Annotated in this window: 15 protein-coding genes and 1 tRNA gene; 10 read left to right on the top strand and 6 right to left on the bottom strand. The window is 56.1% G+C overall.

Annotated elements, in window-relative coordinates:
- Window positions 1-97: 97 nt before the first annotated feature.
- Both grxC and ACJJIR_RS00270 read right to left on the bottom strand, forming a co-directional pair.
- The gene (grxC, locus tag ACJJIR_RS00275; RefSeq protein ID WP_282930771.1) at window positions 98-358 is read right to left on the bottom strand and encodes a glutaredoxin 3; all 261 of its coding nucleotides are present in this window, start codon (window positions 356-358) and stop codon (window positions 98-100) included.
- Window positions 359-388: 30 nt separating this feature from the next.
- Window positions 389-805 (bottom strand): rhodanese-like domain-containing protein, encoded by a 417-nt coding sequence (locus ACJJIR_RS00270; protein ID WP_444906913.1) that lies wholly within the window; start codon window positions 803-805, stop codon window positions 389-391.
- A 216-nt stretch (window positions 806-1,021) separates the two neighbouring features.
- On the opposite strand from ACJJIR_RS00270, the gene gpmI reads away from it, so the two are divergent.
- The 3 genes from gpmI to ACJJIR_RS00255 all read left to right on the top strand — a co-directional run bounded on the left by gpmI (window position 1,022) and on the right by ACJJIR_RS00255 (window position 5,430).
- Window positions 1,022-2,569, top strand: coding sequence for a 2,3-bisphosphoglycerate-independent phosphoglycerate mutase (gene gpmI / locus ACJJIR_RS00265; RefSeq protein ID WP_444906912.1), 1,548 nt, complete (start codon window positions 1,022-1,024; stop codon window positions 2,567-2,569).
- Window positions 2,569-3,696, top strand: a complete 1,128-nt coding sequence (locus ACJJIR_RS00260; RefSeq protein ID WP_444906911.1) for a murein hydrolase activator EnvC family protein — start codon at window positions 2,569-2,571, stop codon at window positions 3,694-3,696. Before gpmI ends, ACJJIR_RS00260 begins: the two co-directional genes overlap by 1 nt.
- Window positions 3,697-4,071: 375 nt before the next feature.
- Window positions 4,072-5,430 (top strand): S41 family peptidase, encoded by a 1,359-nt coding sequence (locus tag ACJJIR_RS00255; RefSeq protein ID WP_444906910.1) that lies wholly within the window; start codon window positions 4,072-4,074, stop codon window positions 5,428-5,430.
- 47 nt (window positions 5,431-5,477) lie between these two features.
- On the opposite strand, the gene hisF is transcribed toward ACJJIR_RS00255, so the two are convergent.
- Genes hisF through hisB form a run of 4 tightly spaced genes read right to left on the bottom strand, consistent with a single transcriptional unit; the run spans window position 5,478 to window position 8,259 of the window.
- Window positions 5,478-6,239 (bottom strand): imidazole glycerol phosphate synthase subunit HisF, encoded by a 762-nt coding sequence (hisF, locus tag ACJJIR_RS00250; protein ID WP_282930766.1) that lies wholly within the window; start codon window positions 6,237-6,239, stop codon window positions 5,478-5,480.
- Window positions 6,239-6,970 (bottom strand): 1-(5-phosphoribosyl)-5-[(5-phosphoribosylamino)methylideneamino]imidazole-4-carboxamide isomerase, encoded by a 732-nt coding sequence (hisA, locus tag ACJJIR_RS00245; protein WP_413663754.1) that lies wholly within the window; start codon window positions 6,968-6,970, stop codon window positions 6,239-6,241. The genes hisF and hisA overlap by 1 nt, the downstream gene beginning before the upstream one ends.
- Window positions 6,971-7,018: 48 nt before the next feature.
- A complete protein-coding gene (gene hisH / locus ACJJIR_RS00240) occupies window positions 7,019-7,672 on the bottom strand; it encodes an imidazole glycerol phosphate synthase subunit HisH (protein WP_444906909.1) in 654 nt (217 codons plus the stop codon).
- Window positions 7,672-8,259: an imidazoleglycerol-phosphate dehydratase HisB gene (hisB, locus tag ACJJIR_RS00235; RefSeq protein ID WP_108734943.1), complete on the bottom strand. Its 588-nt coding sequence runs from the start codon at window positions 8,257-8,259 to the stop codon at window positions 7,672-7,674. The genes hisH and hisB overlap by 1 nt, the downstream gene beginning before the upstream one ends.
- Window positions 8,260-8,360: 101 nt before the next feature.
- Between hisB and ACJJIR_RS00230 the strand changes: the two genes are divergently transcribed.
- From ACJJIR_RS00230 to ACJJIR_RS00200, 7 genes are all read left to right on the top strand, one after another.
- On the top strand, window positions 8,361-8,675 hold the full coding sequence (locus ACJJIR_RS00230; protein ID WP_444906908.1) for a hypothetical protein: 315 nt from the start codon (window positions 8,361-8,363) through the stop codon (window positions 8,673-8,675).
- 83 nt (window positions 8,676-8,758) lie between these two features.
- Window positions 8,759-10,864 (top strand): TonB-dependent receptor, encoded by a 2,106-nt coding sequence (locus ACJJIR_RS00225; protein ID WP_444906907.1) that lies wholly within the window; start codon window positions 8,759-8,761, stop codon window positions 10,862-10,864.
- 165 nt (window positions 10,865-11,029) lie between these two features.
- The gene (locus tag ACJJIR_RS00220; RefSeq protein WP_444906906.1) at window positions 11,030-13,186 is read left to right on the top strand and encodes an AsmA family protein; all 2,157 of its coding nucleotides are present in this window, start codon (window positions 11,030-11,032) and stop codon (window positions 13,184-13,186) included.
- Window positions 13,187-13,265: 79 nt separating this feature from the next.
- Window positions 13,266-14,351 carry an A/G-specific adenine glycosylase gene (gene mutY / locus ACJJIR_RS00215; protein ID WP_444908449.1) on the top strand — a complete coding sequence of 362 codons (1,086 nt, stop codon included), beginning with the start codon at window positions 13,266-13,268 and terminating at the stop codon, window positions 14,349-14,351.
- Between the two features lie 15 nt (window positions 14,352-14,366).
- Window positions 14,367-14,642, top strand: coding sequence for an oxidative damage protection protein (locus tag ACJJIR_RS00210; RefSeq protein WP_282930759.1), 276 nt, complete (start codon window positions 14,367-14,369; stop codon window positions 14,640-14,642).
- Window positions 14,643-14,768: 126 nt separating this feature from the next.
- Window positions 14,769-14,844 (top strand) — tRNA-Phe (locus ACJJIR_RS00205).
- 618 nt (window positions 14,845-15,462) lie between these two features.
- A complete protein-coding gene (locus ACJJIR_RS00200; protein WP_444906905.1) occupies window positions 15,463-15,948 on the top strand; it encodes a hypothetical protein in 486 nt (161 codons plus the stop codon).
- Window positions 15,949-15,957: the final 9 nt, after the last annotated feature.

Here is a 15,957-nt window from a genome sequence, read left to right as displayed (position 1 = left end):
CTCAACAGTTGGGGCCTCGATAAAACGTTTCAAGGCCCAGACCGGATAAATAGCAAAAATTGGGGACCGCATGTTGGCGGCCGCGTCAGTTTTCCGCTTATCCCGCTGCTTTCAGCAATTTGTCGAGTCGGCCACCGCGCTCCAACGCCATCAGGTCGTCGCAACCACCTACATGCTTATCGCCAATCCAAATCTGCGGCACCGAGCGGCGCCCCGCCTTGTCAGCCATTTCTGCGCGCAAGCCGGGATTATTGTCCACAGGGATTTCGCGATAAGCGACACCCTTGCTATCCAGTAGCTGCTTGGCGCGAATACAGTAGGGGCAGAAACGGGTGGTATAAATGACAACATTCTGCATGACAAAACTCCGTCAAACTTATACTTCAGGTTAACCTTTGCCTTTAACGACAGGCAGGTTCTGGTTAGCCCACTCGCTCATTCCGCCCTGCAGGCGACGCACTTGGAAACCTTTCTGTTTCAGCATGCGCCCCACCGGACCTGCGTGCTGCCCCATCTTGTCAGCGACAATAATGGTCTTGTTTTTAAACGGTTCCAGCTCGGCAATGCGCTCAGCCACATCCCCGTGGGGAATATGCAGGGAGTCGACAATATGACCGGCAGTGAACTCGCTGCGATCGCGAATATCCAGCACCTTGGCCCCGTCGCTATTGATCAGCTTGGTCACTTCATGAAGTGATGCCGGCTCGCCAGACTTGAATCGCTCAGTCAAAACAAATGCGTAAAGCAATGCCACAAGCAGGCCGACCAACAGCCACTGCTCAGCTAAAAAGTCGAGAAAATCCACTTCGCCCCCAAAATCCTCAAGTGGTAATCAATAGGGCGCTACGGCGCCCAATGCCGGCGGGAGTATACACGATCATGGCGAAATTCTAATCAACCAAATCCCTCCGCCCCAGCCTCTTTGTAATCCGGCTTAAGCTAAATAACATGGTGAAATACCAGCCCCACAGGTTAAAATCCGCGTCCGCAATTTAACCCTTGGAAGAGGAATACTGTCGCTATGGCCGCTACGCAAGCCCCGCAAAAACGCCCCCTGGTCCTGCTGATTCTGGACGGCTTCGGCCACAGCGACAATCCCGAGCACAATGCGATTCACGCAGCCAAGTCTCCGGTCTGGGACAATATCTGGGCGACCCGCCCAAAAACCCTGATCCAGACCTCCGGGATGGCGGTGGGCCTGCCCGATGGACAAATGGGCAACTCGGAAGTCGGCCATATGACACTGGGTGCCGGTCGAGTGGTCTACCAGAACTTTACCCGGATCAACAAAGCCATCCAGGACGGCGACTTCTTCCGCAATACCGCTTACACCACTGCGGTCGATAAGGCTATCGCCAACAACGGCGCCGTCCATATTATGGGACTCCTGTCCGAAGGCGGCGTACACAGCCACGAAGACCATATTGTCGCCATGATAACCCTGGCGGCACAGCGCGGCGCCCGCGCTATTTATGTACACGCATTTCTCGATGGCCGCGACACCCCACCGCGCAGTGCCGAACCCTCTCTGGCGCGCCTGATGCAGGTGTGTGACTCCGTCGGCAATGCCCATATGGCTACCCTGGCCGGGCGCTACTTCGCCATGGATCGCGACCAGCGCTGGGAGCGCACTGAGTCCGTTTACGACATGCTGACCCTGGGTACAGCAGAGCACAGTGCCAGTGATGCCCTGGCAGGACTGGCCTCGGCCTATGAGCGCGGTGAAAACGATGAGTTTGTCGCGCCAACGGTGATTGGCGAGCCCGCTCCCATCCAAGAAGGCGATGCCCTTATCTTTATGAATTTCCGCCCGGATCGCGCGCGCCAGTTAACCCGCGCTTTTACCGAGCAGGACTTCAGCGGCTTCGAGCGCAAAGCCAAACCGCAACTGGCGGACTTCGTTATGACCACCGAATACGCTGCCGATATCCACGCCAGCTGTGCCTTCCCGCCGGAAAACCTGGTCAACTCCCTCGGCGAGTACTTGTCTGCAGAGGGCAAAACCCAGCTGCGCATCGCCGAGACAGAGAAGTACGCCCACGTTACCTTCTTCTTTAGCGGCGGCCGCGAAGAGCCCTACAACGGCGAAACCCGCGAACTGATCAAGTCACCGGATGTGGCCACCTACGATCTGCAACCGGAAATGAATGCGCCAATCGTCACTGAAAAACTGGTAGCGGCGATTGAGAGCGGTGAGTACGACGCCATTATCTGCAACTACGCCAACGGCGATATGGTCGGCCATACCGGTGTTTTCGAGGCGGCAGTAAAAGCCGTCGAAGCCCTGGACCAGTGTGTAGAGCGCGTCGTAAACGCCGCTCTGGCTGCCGGCGGCGAGGTGCTGATTACTGCCGACCACGGCAATGTGGAAGAGATGTTCGACGCCAACTCCGGCCAGGTCAGCACCCAGCACTCCACTCTGCCGGTGCCTTTTGTTTATATCGGCGAGCGCAATGTGCAAATGTGTGACGGAGGTAGTCTGGCGGATGTAGCACCAACCATGTTAGCGTTGATGGATCTGCCACAGCCGGCGGAAATGACCGGCCAAAGTTTGGTAAAAATGGACTGATGAAAACTCTCGTACTCTTCCTGATCACACTGATTTCCCTACCCGCCTGGAGCCAGGCAGAGGGAGATGAGCAGGCGCGCCTGGCGCAAATCAAGCAACGCATTGAGTCCCTGCAACAGGAGCTCAACCAGGTGCGGGGCCAGCGCGACCAATTGCTCAAGGATTTGGAAGAGAACGAGAAAGATATCTCCGGGCTGCACCAGCGCATAGACAAGATCAAACAGGATATGCGCAGCCGCTCGGACAAGCTGCGCGAACTCCAGCAGGAACAACAGCAATTGCAGGAGTCGCGACGAAGTATGCAGCGGCGGGTCGAGCAGGAGATCGCCGCCGCATACCGACTAGGCCGACAGGAGCAGATCAAGCTCCTGCTCAACCAGCAAGATCCACAGAACGTCGCCCGCCATCTCCGCTACCACGATTACTTCCTCCAAGAACGCAGCCGCATCATAGACACTTACCTGGAAACCCTCACCTCACTGGAAACCGTATCCGCCTCCATTGAGCGCGAGCGCGAAACCTTGAAAGCCGAGCGAGAGCAGCTGCAGAAACGCCAGAGCAAACTGCGCGTCGCACAGCAGAATCGCAAGGACACGCTGGACAAACTGGCGGCGCGGCTCTCCGATGGCAGCGGTGAACTCAAGCAGCTCCAAGGAGATCGCACACGCCTGCAAAAATTGATCGACGAAGTGGGTCGCGCCATCGCCTCACTGGTAAACCCCAGCGAGCAAAAGCCCTTTGCGCGCCAGCGGGGCAAAATGCAGTGGCCTGTTGATGGCCGCCGCGCCAATGCCTATGGACAGCGCCGGACCAATGGCATCACCTGGAAAGGTGTCACCTTGCGCGCCAATGAAGGGGAGCCGGTGCGGGCAATCCACCGCGGCCGCGTGGTTTTCTCCGATTACCTGCGCGGCCACGGCATGCTGGTTATCCTGGATCACGGCGAGGAGTATATGAGTCTCTACGCCCACAACCAGTCCCTCACCCGCAATATTGGCGAGTGGGTAGAAAGTGGTGACACCATCGCTCGGGTTGGCAATAGCGGTGGACTCAGCCATAGCGGTGTTTACTTCGAAATTCGCCACCGGGGTAAAGCACAGGACCCTACAGTTTGGTGCCGCTCCTAATCGGAACTGGCACAGAGCGGGGCATAACACGAGGTGCAAAATCCCGGGCATTTTCCACGCAGCCGTTATAGAGACCCCTCGCAAATCGCAGCGATCGGGATTACACACCCGCCTAATGCTCTCCACTTCATCTCACAACTCCCGCCTCTGTGCTAATTAAATGAGAAAGCACCACGACGAAAAGCTGCGGAGTAATGGCTTTTTTATCGCCAAAAGAGAATAAAAGCGGGAGCCAACCCAGGTGTAAGACCCCTGGGCTTATGACGACTAAGATCGTGACACTGTAGAATTTGGCGTCCGCTTAGAATCCCTGCCAATCTCTGCGGTCTACACTTTCGCAAAGCAGCGAAGAAATAAGGCAGAGGTCACAACAACATGTTTATCCCCAAGGCGCTGACAACCTTGATCGGCGCAGCCGCTCTGACAGCCCTGCCTTTAATGGGTTTAACCGACGGCGACAGCCATCCCCAGGTGGCTGCAGACACTGAAGCCCGCCTGCCGCTGGAAGATCTGCGCAGCTTTGCCAAAGTTTTCGAGCAAATTCGCCAGGGCTATATCGAGGAAGTGGACGACCGCACCCTGCTGGAATATGCCATCAAAGGCATGCTGCAGGGCCTGGACCCCCACTCCTCCTACCTTGATCGCCGCTCCTTTGACGATTTGCAAGCCAACACCACCGGCGAGTTTGCCGGCCTCGGGATCGAGGTGGGCATCGAAAACGACCATATCACCGTCGTCACGCCCATGGACGACACCCCCGCCTCCCGCGCAGGCCTCAAGGCCGGCGATGTCATACTGCGCCTGTCGGGCAAATCCATGAAGGGCGTGAGCCTGGATGAAGCGGTGGAGTGGATGCGCGGGCCCAAGGGAAGCAGTGTCACCCTGACCATCGCTCGCAAAGGTTTTAAAGAGCCTTTCGATGTCACTCTCAAGCGGGACACCGTGCGCGTGCGCAGTGTGCGCAGCAAAGTCCTCGACGATGGCTACGGTTATCTGCGCATCAGCCAGTTCCAGCTGGACACCGGTGCCGATGTGGCCGACGAGCTGATCAAGTTGCAGAAGAAAGGCGCACTTAAAGGGCTGGTTATCGACCTGCGCAACAACCCCGGTGGCGTGCTGCAATCCTCGGTGGAAGTAGCGGATGCATTTTTGGAAGAGGGCCTGGTGGTCTACACCGAAGGTCGCAATGAAGCCGCCAACCTGAGCTATTCCGCCGAGCCGGGCGATTTAGCCGAAGGCGCTCCGCTGGTTGTATTAATCAACGCGGGCTCCGCCTCTGCAGCGGAAATTGTCGCCGGCGCCCTACAGGACCACCGCCGCGCAGTGGTGATGGGCACCGACAGCTTCGGCAAAGGATCTGTACAAACGGTAATCCCTATCAATAATGAGCGCGCCATCAAGCTGACAACCGCGCTCTACTTCACCCCCAATGGCCGCTCAATCCAGGCCCAGGGCATCACACCGGATATCGTGGTAGAGCGGGTGAAGGTCACCCGCTTGGACGACTCTCCCAGACCCACTGAAGCGGATTTGGCAGGGCATCTGGACAACGGTAACGGTGGTGCCGACCGGACTTCTGAAGACCGCTCGAGAGAACAGGAAGAACGGGAAGACTGGATGGATCGCGACAACCAAATCTTCGAAGCCCTCAATGTACTCAAGGGCCTCAATCTCTACGCTCACAGGGACAGGGGTTTGCGCGAGCGCCTTGCCCGCGCAGACGAACAGCAGTAAGCAGAGTACGGCGGGCCCTGGGCCCGCCGTGCAAGACCTACACCTACCTACAAGCGCATTTCAATCCCTGCGCTGTGCATAAACGCTTTCGCTTCGGCAATGGTGTATTCGCCGAAGTGAAAAATACTCGCAGCCAATACCGCATCCGCACCGCCGTGCAATACGCCATCCGCCAGGTGCTGTAGATCTCCCACACCACCGGAAGCAATGACTGGCACTTGAACCGCCTCAGTAACCGCCCGGGTCAGGGCCAGGTCAAAACCGTTCTTGGTACCGTCGCGATCCATACTGGTCAGCAGGATTTCACCGGCACCGTATTCGGCCATCTGCCGGGCCCAAGCCACAGCATCAATACCAGTGGGTTGGCGCCCGCCATGGGTGAAGATCTCCCAGCGGCCCTCTCCTACCTGTTTGGCATCAATGGCTACCACAATACACTGGCTGCCAAAGCGCTCGGCGGCCTCGCGTACAAACTCGGGATTTTTCACCGCCGCTGAATTGATTGCAGTCTTGTCCGCACCGGCATTCAGCAGATTGCGGATATCTTGCAAGGTGCGCACACCGCCACCGACAGTAAGGGGGATAAACACCTCATGGGCCATTTTCTCCACCGTGTGCAGGATAGTATCGCGCTGCTCGTGGGTGGCGGTGATATCGAGGAAAGTGACTTCATCCGCGCCCGCTTCGTTGTACCGGCGGGCAATTTCCACCGGGTCGCCGGCATCGCGGATATCGACAAAGTTAACACCTTTCACCACACGGCCGTTGTCCACATCCAGACAGGGAATAATACGTTTCGCCAGAGCCATTACTTGTTCCGTTGGTCGCAAAGCTGCTGCGCTTCGCGCAGGTTCAACTTGTCTTCATAGATCGCCCTGCCGGTAATCGCACCGTAGATTTCACCGGCATCCAGCAGCTGTTCGATATCCTCAATGCTGCTGACACCGCCGGAGGCAATAATAGGCACCTGCACTGCGCGGGCCATTTCCAGGGTCGCCTCAATATTGACGCCTTGCATCATGCCGTCTCGGGCAATATCGGTATAAACAATAGAGCTGACACCGCAATCGGCAAAACGCTTGGCCAGTTCTGTCGCCTTCAGCTCGGAGACCTCAGCCCAGCCTTCGGTAGCCACCAAGCCATCTTTGGCATCGAGTCCGACAATAATATGGCCCTCGAACTCGCGACACGCCTCTTCCACCAGCTTGGGATTTTTTACCGCCGCAGTGCCGATAATCCCCCACTGCACACCGGCATCCAGATAGCGCTCGATAGTGTGCAAATCGCGAATGCCTCCGCCAATTTGCACCGGTAAATCGGGAAACTGTTTGGCGATAGCAGTTACCGCTTCACCGTTCACCGGGTTGCCGGCGAAGGCGCCATTCAGGTCCACCAGGTGCAGTCGCTTGGCTCCCTCGTTCACCCAATGCTGAGCTGTAGCCAGGGGATCATCGGAAAATACAGTGGCGTCATCCATCTCGCCCTGGCGCAGGCGCACGCATTGGCCGTCTTTTAAATCTATCGCGGGAATTACAATCATGTCTTTTCTTACGTCGGCAGTAATTTCAGTGTGATCGGTGAGCTGGGTCTATTGAGCCCGGCCGTTCCAGTGGACAAAATTCTTTAGCAGCTGCAAGCCAGCCTCGGCACTCTTCTCCGGGTGGAACTGGGTGGCGAAGATATTCTCCCTGGCAACTGCGGCAGCCAGGGGAATGCCGTATTCGGTTTGCCCGGCAATATCCGGGTTTTCAGCAGCCGGCACATAGTAACTGTGGACAAAGTAGAAACGGCTGCCATCGGCAATATCGGCCCACAGGGGGTGCGGCTGCCGCTGCTGAACACTGTTCCAGCCCATATGGGGCACCTTGAGCCGTTCAGCACTCTGCGCCGGGGGAATGTTGTCGCCGAAGAATTTCACCGGCTCCGGGAAAATCCCCAGGCAATCAACGCCATTATTCTCCTCGCTGTGGTGCATCATAATCTGCATACCCACACAGATACCCAGCACCGGGGTACCCACATTGATAGCCTCGCGAAGCAGCGGCGAAAAACCCGCCTCGACAAACCCTGCCATACAATCCCGAATGGCACCCACACCGGGCACCACCAGGCGCTCTGCGCCCTCGGCCTGCTCCGGAGTTTGTGCCAGCACCACCTCGGCCTCCGGCGCCACCTTGTTCAGGGCGCTGGCCACCGAGTGCAGGTTGCCCATACCGTAATCGAGTACCGCAATCTTACCCATCACAAGACTCCTTTGGTGGAGGGCATGGTGCCGGCCATACGGGGGTCCGGGGTCAACGCCATACGCAGGGCGCGGCCAAAGGCTTTAAATACAGTTTCCACCTGATGGTGGGCATTGTGGCCGCGCAGGCAATCAATATGCACGGTTACCAGGGCGTGGTTAACAAAACCCTGGAAGAATTCGTAAAACAGCTCAGTATCAAAATTTCCGATCCGCTTCTGGGTGAAAGGCACATCCATAACCAGGCCGGGCCGCCCGGAGAAGTCGATCACTACACGGGAGAGCGCCTCATCCAATGGGACATAGCTGTGGCCATAGCGGGTCATGCCCTTTTTATCCCCCAGCGCTTCAGTGATGGCCTTGCCGAGGGTGATGCCGATGTCCTCCACCGTATGGTGGTCGTCGATATGGATATCGCCGTCGCAGCTAATGTCCATGTCGATCATGCCGTGACGGGCAATTTGATCGAGCATATGCTCCAGGAAAGGAACTCCAGTCGCGAACTTGCCATGACCTTGGCCGTCCAGGTTAACGCTGACTTGAATCTTGGTTTCCAGGGTGTCACGGGTGACGCTAGCTGTACGCATCGAAAGCGGTCCTTATTTACACGATAAGACAGAGGGCGCAAATTATAGGATGAATGACATCCCCTGTGGCTCTCTAGTGTCAGATGAAACTTGATTCGTAATTGTTTAGCCCTATCATGCACCGCATGGTTACTCTAAAGCGCCGAAAATCCCATTACTGGGCCAGCCTGTTCCTGTTACTCGCCGTAGTAGCAGCTCAGCCGCTGTGGGCGGAGCACTTTCACCTGGGCAATACCCAGGTAGAGATGTGTGACCTGTGTTGCATGCATTCACCTGCAGCACTCGGCAGCGAGCCATTGCTCGTACAGGCTGAGCCCCAAAGTCACTACGAACGGCCCTCTGCGCCAACCGCACGCGATTGCCAGCCAGAGCGCCAGAGTGCGCGCGCCCCTCCCTTGTTCCTGTCACTCAGCTAACACCCAAAAACCGATATTTTTTTAATGAATGCCCGCGCTGGAGCGCGTATGGCATTGTCCGCCTGTGACAGGAATAAAAAACAATGACTAAGTTCAATACTTTGGCCCTGGCTATTGCCAGCTTGGCCGTGCCCGCTATTTGCGCCGCAGAAGACAGCAACAAACTGGAAGAAGTTAACGTCACCGTATCTCCCCTGGATAAGCCCGCCGACGCAGTAGCTGCGCCGGTATCGGTGCTCTCCGGCGAGACCCTGCGCAAAGCCGCTTCCGCCACCCTGGGCGAAACCCTGAAGAACCAGCCGGGAGTGGCCAACGCCTCCTTCGGCAGTGGCGTGGGCCTGCCGGTTATTCGCGGCCAGAGCGCCAACCGGGTGAAGATCCTGAACGACAACCTGGATGTCTCTGACGCCTCCAACACCAGCGCCGATCACGCCGCCAGTATCGAACCCCTGCTGGCCGAGCGCATCGAGATTCTGCGCGGACCTGCGGCACTGCGCTACGGCAGCGGCGCTATCGGTGGAGTGGTAAATATTATCGACGGCCGCATCCCCACCGAAGTGCCCGAGGAAGTTGAAGGCGCGGTTGAGATGCGCCACGACACCGCCAACAGCCAGGATGCCTCGGTATTCCGCTTTACCGGCGGTGCCGGGCAGCTGGCCTGGTACTTCGACGGTGTCTACCGCGAAAATGACGATACGGAAATTCCCGGCCTCGCTATTGTCGAGCACGAGGAACACGAAGAGCACGGCGAGGACGAAGGCGAGCACGAGGAAGAATTCAACACCGACGGCTACGTCGGCAACACCAACGCCCGCGCCCACAGCTACAGCGGTGGAGTTTCCTGGATTACTGAAAGTGGCTATATCGGCCTGTCAGTAAACAAGCTTGAGAACAACTACGGCATTCCCCTCGGCACTCACGAGCACCACCACGAAGAGGAGGAGCACGACGAGGACGATCACGAGGAACACGAAGAGCATGAGGAGGAGAGCGAAGTCGAAGCTGTGCGTATCGATATGGCGCAGACTCGCTACGACCTCAAAGGCGAGCACCGCTTCAACAGCAACTATTGGGACAAGCTGCGCCTGCGTATCGGCTATAACGACTATGAGCACGTAGAGCTGGAAGAAGGTGAACCCGGTACCCGCTTTACCAATGAAGCCTGGGAAAGTCGCTTGGAAATCACCCACGACAACGATAGAGAGTGGCGTGGTGCTTACGGCCTGCAATTGTCCGACAAAGACTTTGCTGCAGTGGGCGACGAAGCCTTTATCCAGCCCTCCCGCACCCGCAGCGCCGGCCTCTTCACCATGAAGGAACGCGAGTGGGGCAGCTGGCACCTGGACCTGGGCGCGCGTATTGAGCTTGTCGATATCGATCCGGAGACCTCAGAGGATCGCGACTTCAATCTGTTCAGCACCAGTGCCACTCTGCAGTACTTCCTGCAAGAGCACCAACATATCAGCGTCGGCGCCACCCACTCCGAGCGCGCCCCGGTAGCCGAAGAGCTGTTCGCCGACGGTGAGCACCTGGCCGAGTCGCGCTACCTGATCGGTAACAGCGACCTGGACAAAGAACGCTCTTTAAACCTGGAACTGGGCTATCACCACCACAACGAAGCAGCCAGCGGCTGGCATGCAGCGCAGATTGAAGCCAGCGTCTTCTACAACCGCATCGGCGACTACATCTATTCGCAGAATACCGGTCTTGAGTACGAAGAAGAGCTGCCCATCTACGCCTATGCCAATCGCGATGCCACCTTCTACGGTGCTGAAGCCTCGGTGAAATTTCCCCTGCGCAGCAACTTCTATCTGACTCTGTTTGGCGATGTTGTACGCGCGAGCTTCGACGAAGATATCGCCGGTGAGAGTTCCGATGTGCCGCGCATGCCTCCCCTGCGCCTGGGCCTCGCCCTGGGAGCAGAGTACGACCAGTGGGGTTGGGAATGGCGCACAGTCGAAGCTGCGGACCAGGACCGCGCCGGCGCCTACGAAGAGGAAACCGACGGCTATACCCGTATGGACCTGAGTGCCCACTACAACTTCAACATCGGCAGCAGCGACGCGGTGATCTTCGCCAGCGCCCGCAACCTGCTCGACGAAGAAATTCGCAACTCCACCTCACTACTGCGCGACTACGCTCCTGAAGCTGGTCGCAGCGTCGAAGCCGGTGTGCGGTTTATTTTCTAATAAACACCTGCTTCAATGGCCCCGCAGTGCTTTCCCAGCCTCGCGGGGCTGCATCTCCTACAATTCCGGCATAACCTATTTGTAGAAGTGCGCGGGAACATCGAGCCGCGCTGCGGCGTCATATGTGTGACACCACACGACAAATACACAGGGACAATGCTCTCCATGGCCTGGATAAAGCGCACTTTTATCGCACTTTTAATCGTTTTCCTGCTACTCGCTGGCGCCGTCGCCTGGCTGTTAGCAGGACTCGACATCAACCAATACAAACCCCAGTTAGAAAAACTCGCTGCTAAGCAGGGCATCTCCCTGCAACTGGAAGGTGATATCGGCTGGCAGCTGTGGCCCAAGCTCGGCCTGCAACTTGAAGATGTACAGCTGGCACCATTAAAGCTACCAAAACAAACTCTGGTGAAAGCAGAAAAAATTGCCATTGGCGTGGCCCTAAAGCCACTACTGCAACGCAAAGTAGAGGCCGAAGAGATAGTCCTGGTAGCTCCGCAAATTGAACTCACCGTCGACAAAGAAGGGCGCGGCAACTGGGAGCTGATTAGCGAGGCCCTGGAAGCTCAGAGCAAGCAACCTCCCAAACTCTCTATCCCCAAGGAACAGGAAGAGCCATCACAACAACAGGTCGACCTGAGCCTGCAAAAGCTGCGTATCGAGAAGGGCGTGGTGCTCTACAGCGATGCCCAGACTAACAAAGAGTACAAAGTCCAAGACCTGCAGGTAAGTGTTATTAACCTGGTGCCGGGTGGCGAGCCGGGCAAACTCACTGCCGCAGCAGACCTTACCGGCAGCGACCTCAAACACCCGCTGAAGCTAAAAATTGACAGCACCCTCGCCCTGGATGAGGGCCTTAATGGGCTGCGCCTGCAACCGCTACAAGTAGACCTCACCTCTGAGAACAGCGCCAAGGCCAGCCTGCATATGCGCGGCTACCTGCGCAGGGACAGCAACATTCAACCCTGGCGTATACAACTAAACGTCAACGCCAATGCCAACCCTCTGCGCCCCTGGTTTGAACTGACGGGCACGGAAATCGATACCCGCGATAAAGCGGCACTGCAAAAGCTGAGTATCGAAGCGAGCGTGGAAGGTACCGAGCAAAAGCTCGACCTGACACCGCTGCAATTGAAACTGGACGACGTCACCTTTAGCGGCAACGCCCAGTTGCGCAACGCAGAAATGCCCGGGCTGGACCTGAACCTGCGCGGCGGCGCCTTTAACCTGGATAACTATCTGCCCCCTTCGAACGAAGATGAGGCTGGAGCCGCTTCGGCAAAACAAACCGAGGGAGTGGAAGCACAGAGTGCGCAAGCTCCCGCCGCTGAAGGCAAAAAGCCGGGAGAGCAGGCGGCACAGAGCGATCAAACTGAAACCGCAGAAAAACCAAAGAGAACAGTAGCTGCCAAGCCACCCGCGGCAGAACTGCCACTGAGCGACCTGCGCGGCTTCAACGCCAATATCAGCCTGGCACTGGACCAACTGCAAGCCGCTGACCTGCAAATGGACAGCCCGGAAATCCAACTCACCGTGGATAACGGCCTCTACCGACTGCAAAAATTGAGTGCCGATATCTATGGTGGCCAGCTGAACACGAATGGTCAGCTCAACGCTCGCGCCCAGTCCGCCGAGGCGCAGATGCGGGGCGGTCTCACCAATGTGGATATCGGCAAGGTCCAAGCTGCCCTCTTCCCCAGTGAAGACGTCCAGCTGGCTGGGGAAGCCAGCGTTAACTGGAGTGCCAGCACCAAAGGTAAAACATCCACAGCCTTAGAGAAAAACCTGCGCGCCTCCGTTGAGGTTTCCAGCAAGGAAATGTCGATTTCTCCATTCAACCTGGAGAAAAACATGTGCCAGCTGTTCAGTTACGCGGAAAATACCGAAATGCCCACCCGGGACTGGCCCAATAGCACCGGACTACAGGACCTTCGCGCCACCATCGCGGTGAAAGGCGACCAGGTAGATGTGAGCGAAATTCTCGCCGGTATCGAAAATATCGCCCTGACCGGTGACGGAGAGGTGGACCTGAAGAAACAGGACTTCGACTTCAAGCTCGGCTTGGCCCTGGTGGGCGAGAGCACCTCCGCCGACGGCTGTACCGTGCGCAACAAGCGCTGGCGCAACCGCCCGCTGCCACTGCGCTGCAAGGGCGACTTCGACGATGTGAACATCAGCACTTGTAAACCCGACAGCCGCCGCCTCGACGACTTGCTGCGGGAAGAACTGAAGCACAAAGCCGAAAAGAAATATGGCGATAAAGTTGAAGAAAAGGTCGACGAGCTGAAAGAAAAATTGAAAAATCTCTTCGGCCGCTAAGGCCCCGCTAAAGTGCACCGGGGTCCACCCGGTGCACAACTCCAGCGTTCAACCACAGATTCCAGCCCGCAGTATCCCCATGACCCCAAAGCAGTTCCAAAATGCCGTCCTGAAATGGTTCGACAAACACGGGCGCAAAGACCTGCCCTGGCAGCAAGACATCAACCCCTATCGGGTTTGGGTGTCCGAAATCATGCTGCAACAGACCCAGGTCACCACGGTGATTCCCTACTTTGAGCGCTTTATGCAGAGCTTCCCCACCTTGGAAAGCCTCGCCCGCGCGCCTCAGGACAAAGTCCTGGCTCACTGGAGCGGCCTCGGCTACTACGCCCGCGCCCGCAACCTGCACAAGTGCGCCCAGACAGTGCTGGAGGAATACGGCGGGGAGTTTCCCCAGGGCGTAGAGGAACTGACCGAATTGAGCGGCATAGGTCGCTCCACCGCTGGCGCTATTGCCAGTATCAGTATGGGGCTCAGGGCACCGATCCTCGATGGCAACGTCAAACGGGTGCTGGCCCGTTTTCACGCCGTGGAGGGCTGGCCCGGACAGACAGCGGTTGCCAATCAACTGTGGCAACTGGCCGAGACCTACACCCCAAACCAACGCGTTAACGACTACACCCAGGTGATGATGGACCTGGGTGCCACCCTGTGCACCCGCTCGAAACCACGCTGCGAGGAGTGCCCGGTGAAAAAATCCTGTGTGGCTCACGCCCAGGGCAACCCACAGGATTACCCCGGCAAGAAACCGCGCAAGGAAAAGCCGGTGCGCAGCGCCACCCTGCTCTTGCTTGAACACAAAGGTGAAATCTACCTGGAACAGCGCCCGCCCAGCGGAATCTGGGGCGGACTCTGGAGCCCGCCTGAAGCCGACAATAGCAGCGACTGGCTCAAGGCAAAGCGCTGGCGTGCCAGTGACGTCCAAACCCTGCCGACCCTGCGACACACCTTCACTCACTTTCACCTGGATATTTCCCCGGTGTGGATACAACTGAGCAAAGTCCCAGCACAGGTGGCGGAGAGCGGCGCTGGCTGGTATAAACTGCGGCGTTTAAACCGCCCTCGTGCGGCCCAGGAACTGGGGCTACCCGCCCCTATCGTCAAGCTGGCAAAACAACTACTGGCGCTGCAGGCTCCCCTGCTCGCGCCGACCACTGCCGACTAAAACCAGGAGGAGTCCATGTCCAGAACCGTATTCTGCCGCAAGTACCAAGAGGAATTGGAAGGTCTGGATGCACCGCCTTTCCCCGGCCCCAAAGGCATGGATATCTTCGAGAACGTTTCAAAGAAGGCCTGGCTGGAGTGGATGTCCCACCAGACCATGCTGATTAACGAAAAGCACCTGAACATGATGGAACCCTCAAGCCGCGCCTACTTGAGCGAGCAGATGATGAAGTTCTTAAGCGGCGAGGAATACGACGCAGCCGACGGTTACGTTCCGCCGGAACAGCAGTAACACAAGGCCCCGAAGCTTCCCCGGCAAAGAAAAAAAACTTTTTTATAATCAAGGGGTTGACTCTGACCCGGGGAAGGGCTTTAATACGCGCCTCGCGACGCAGGGGAAGCCCAGCAAGATCGCAAAGCCCGGATAGCTCAGTCGGTAGAGCAGGGGATTGAAAATCCCCGTGTCGGTGGTTCGATTCCGCCTCCGGGCACCATCTCCAAAAGCCTCATCCGCAAGGATGGGGCTTTTTTTATGCTTGATTCACAATGAAACTCCAGCTTTCAAATCTAGGGCATACTTATTAATCACCCACCCTTCTGCTACGCTTGCCTGCTTTTCATCCAGCCCTGTTAACCCCACCAACCCCCATTTCACCTTAAAAATTCTTTTTGCTTTTAACTCATTAGGACTAGAAAGCTTACCCCTCGACCCATTTCCCCACCCTCTTCATGAGTCCTTTCACCCCTTATACTTCAAAGTGCGGCTTTTTAAGAGATTGCTTTATTTCTTCTCGACCTCATTAATTATTGGATTATGCTTGATGGAAACCCTCCCTTTTTCATCTATTCTGACAATTACTTTTGCTAGTAAGGCCCTACCACGCCTTAGCGCTAAGTGACATCTAACTTAAGGAGCACCTATAATAAGTATTATCTGGGCAAATTAATGTTTAATTATCTCCGCTCTTGAAAATAGAAACTGTGAGAAAATATTACCTATTTTGACCATTAACAATGAATCAATTTTCAACTAGAAAAATATCTGAAGAATAGTAACTTAGCCTTTATACCAACCTCTATATTTCAACAATTAGACGGGATGGATCAGAACAATGACACTCAAAGAAATATCTCTCCTTATATTTGTCACTTCCCCCTCTTTATCTACTGCATGTGCGCCAATCATTCAAAAGAAGATCGCTATTCCCCCACTGTCTCCAGATAAAGAATTTACATACGTATACCCAAAACCTGAAAAAGATTATTTGATTCAGAAAATTGAAAACTCTAGTAATATCGCTATTGTTGAAATCCATGTTGATCATCATTACACCAACCATCCATACGACGCACAAACTGGCTTTATAGTTTTATATGGATGGGGAGATCCACAGCCTAAATTCATTAGCGTTCACCGGCAAGGATCAAGCTGTGGGAAACCGGAAAAAATAGAAGCAAACTCAAGATATGTAGCTGTCTTTGAGGAAAATCAAAACCCAATACTAATCCCTCTTAAAGAGGCCGAAGAATCTATCAGGTTTCTTGGCAAGCCAGAATATATGCATACATCCGTTGGTCTTTTACCAAGAGAATTATAACCACAAAAG

It is taken from the genome of Microbulbifer maximicatervae (SeqCode) (assembly GCF_052467385.1).
The sequence above is the reverse complement of the archived record's forward strand: the minus strand, read 5'-3'. Positions and strand labels throughout refer to the sequence as shown.

Excerpts from the sequence above, each read along its gene's own strand:
- grxC (WP_282930771.1), bottom strand. The coding sequence starts at position 358 with ATGCAGAATGTTGTCATTTATACCACCCGTTTCTGCCCCTACTGTATT.
- gpmI (WP_444906912.1), top strand. The coding sequence starts at position 1,022 with ATGGCCGCTACGCAAGCCCCGCAAAAACGCCCCCTGGTCCTGCTGATT.
- ACJJIR_RS00260 (WP_444906911.1), top strand. The coding sequence starts at position 2,569 with ATGAAAACTCTCGTACTCTTCCTGATCACACTGATTTCCCTACCCGCC.
- ACJJIR_RS00255 (WP_444906910.1), top strand. The coding sequence starts at position 4,072 with ATGTTTATCCCCAAGGCGCTGACAACCTTGATCGGCGCAGCCGCTCTG.
- hisF (WP_282930766.1), bottom strand. The coding sequence starts at position 6,239 with ATGGCTCTGGCGAAACGTATTATTCCCTGTCTGGATGTGGACAACGGC.
- hisA (WP_413663754.1), bottom strand. The coding sequence starts at position 6,970 with ATGATTGTAATTCCCGCGATAGATTTAAAAGACGGCCAATGCGTGCGC.
- hisH (WP_444906909.1), bottom strand. The coding sequence starts at position 7,672 with ATGGGTAAGATTGCGGTACTCGATTACGGTATGGGCAACCTGCACTCG.
- hisB (WP_108734943.1), bottom strand. The coding sequence starts at position 8,259 with ATGCGTACAGCTAGCGTCACCCGTGACACCCTGGAAACCAAGATTCAA.
- ACJJIR_RS00225 (WP_444906907.1), top strand. The coding sequence starts at position 8,759 with ATGACTAAGTTCAATACTTTGGCCCTGGCTATTGCCAGCTTGGCCGTG.
- ACJJIR_RS00220 (WP_444906906.1), top strand. The coding sequence starts at position 11,030 with ATGGCCTGGATAAAGCGCACTTTTATCGCACTTTTAATCGTTTTCCTG.
- mutY (WP_444908449.1), top strand. The coding sequence starts at position 13,266 with ATGACCCCAAAGCAGTTCCAAAATGCCGTCCTGAAATGGTTCGACAAA.
- ACJJIR_RS00210 (WP_282930759.1), top strand. The coding sequence starts at position 14,367 with ATGTCCAGAACCGTATTCTGCCGCAAGTACCAAGAGGAATTGGAAGGT.
- ACJJIR_RS00200 (WP_444906905.1), top strand. The coding sequence starts at position 15,463 with ATGACACTCAAAGAAATATCTCTCCTTATATTTGTCACTTCCCCCTCT.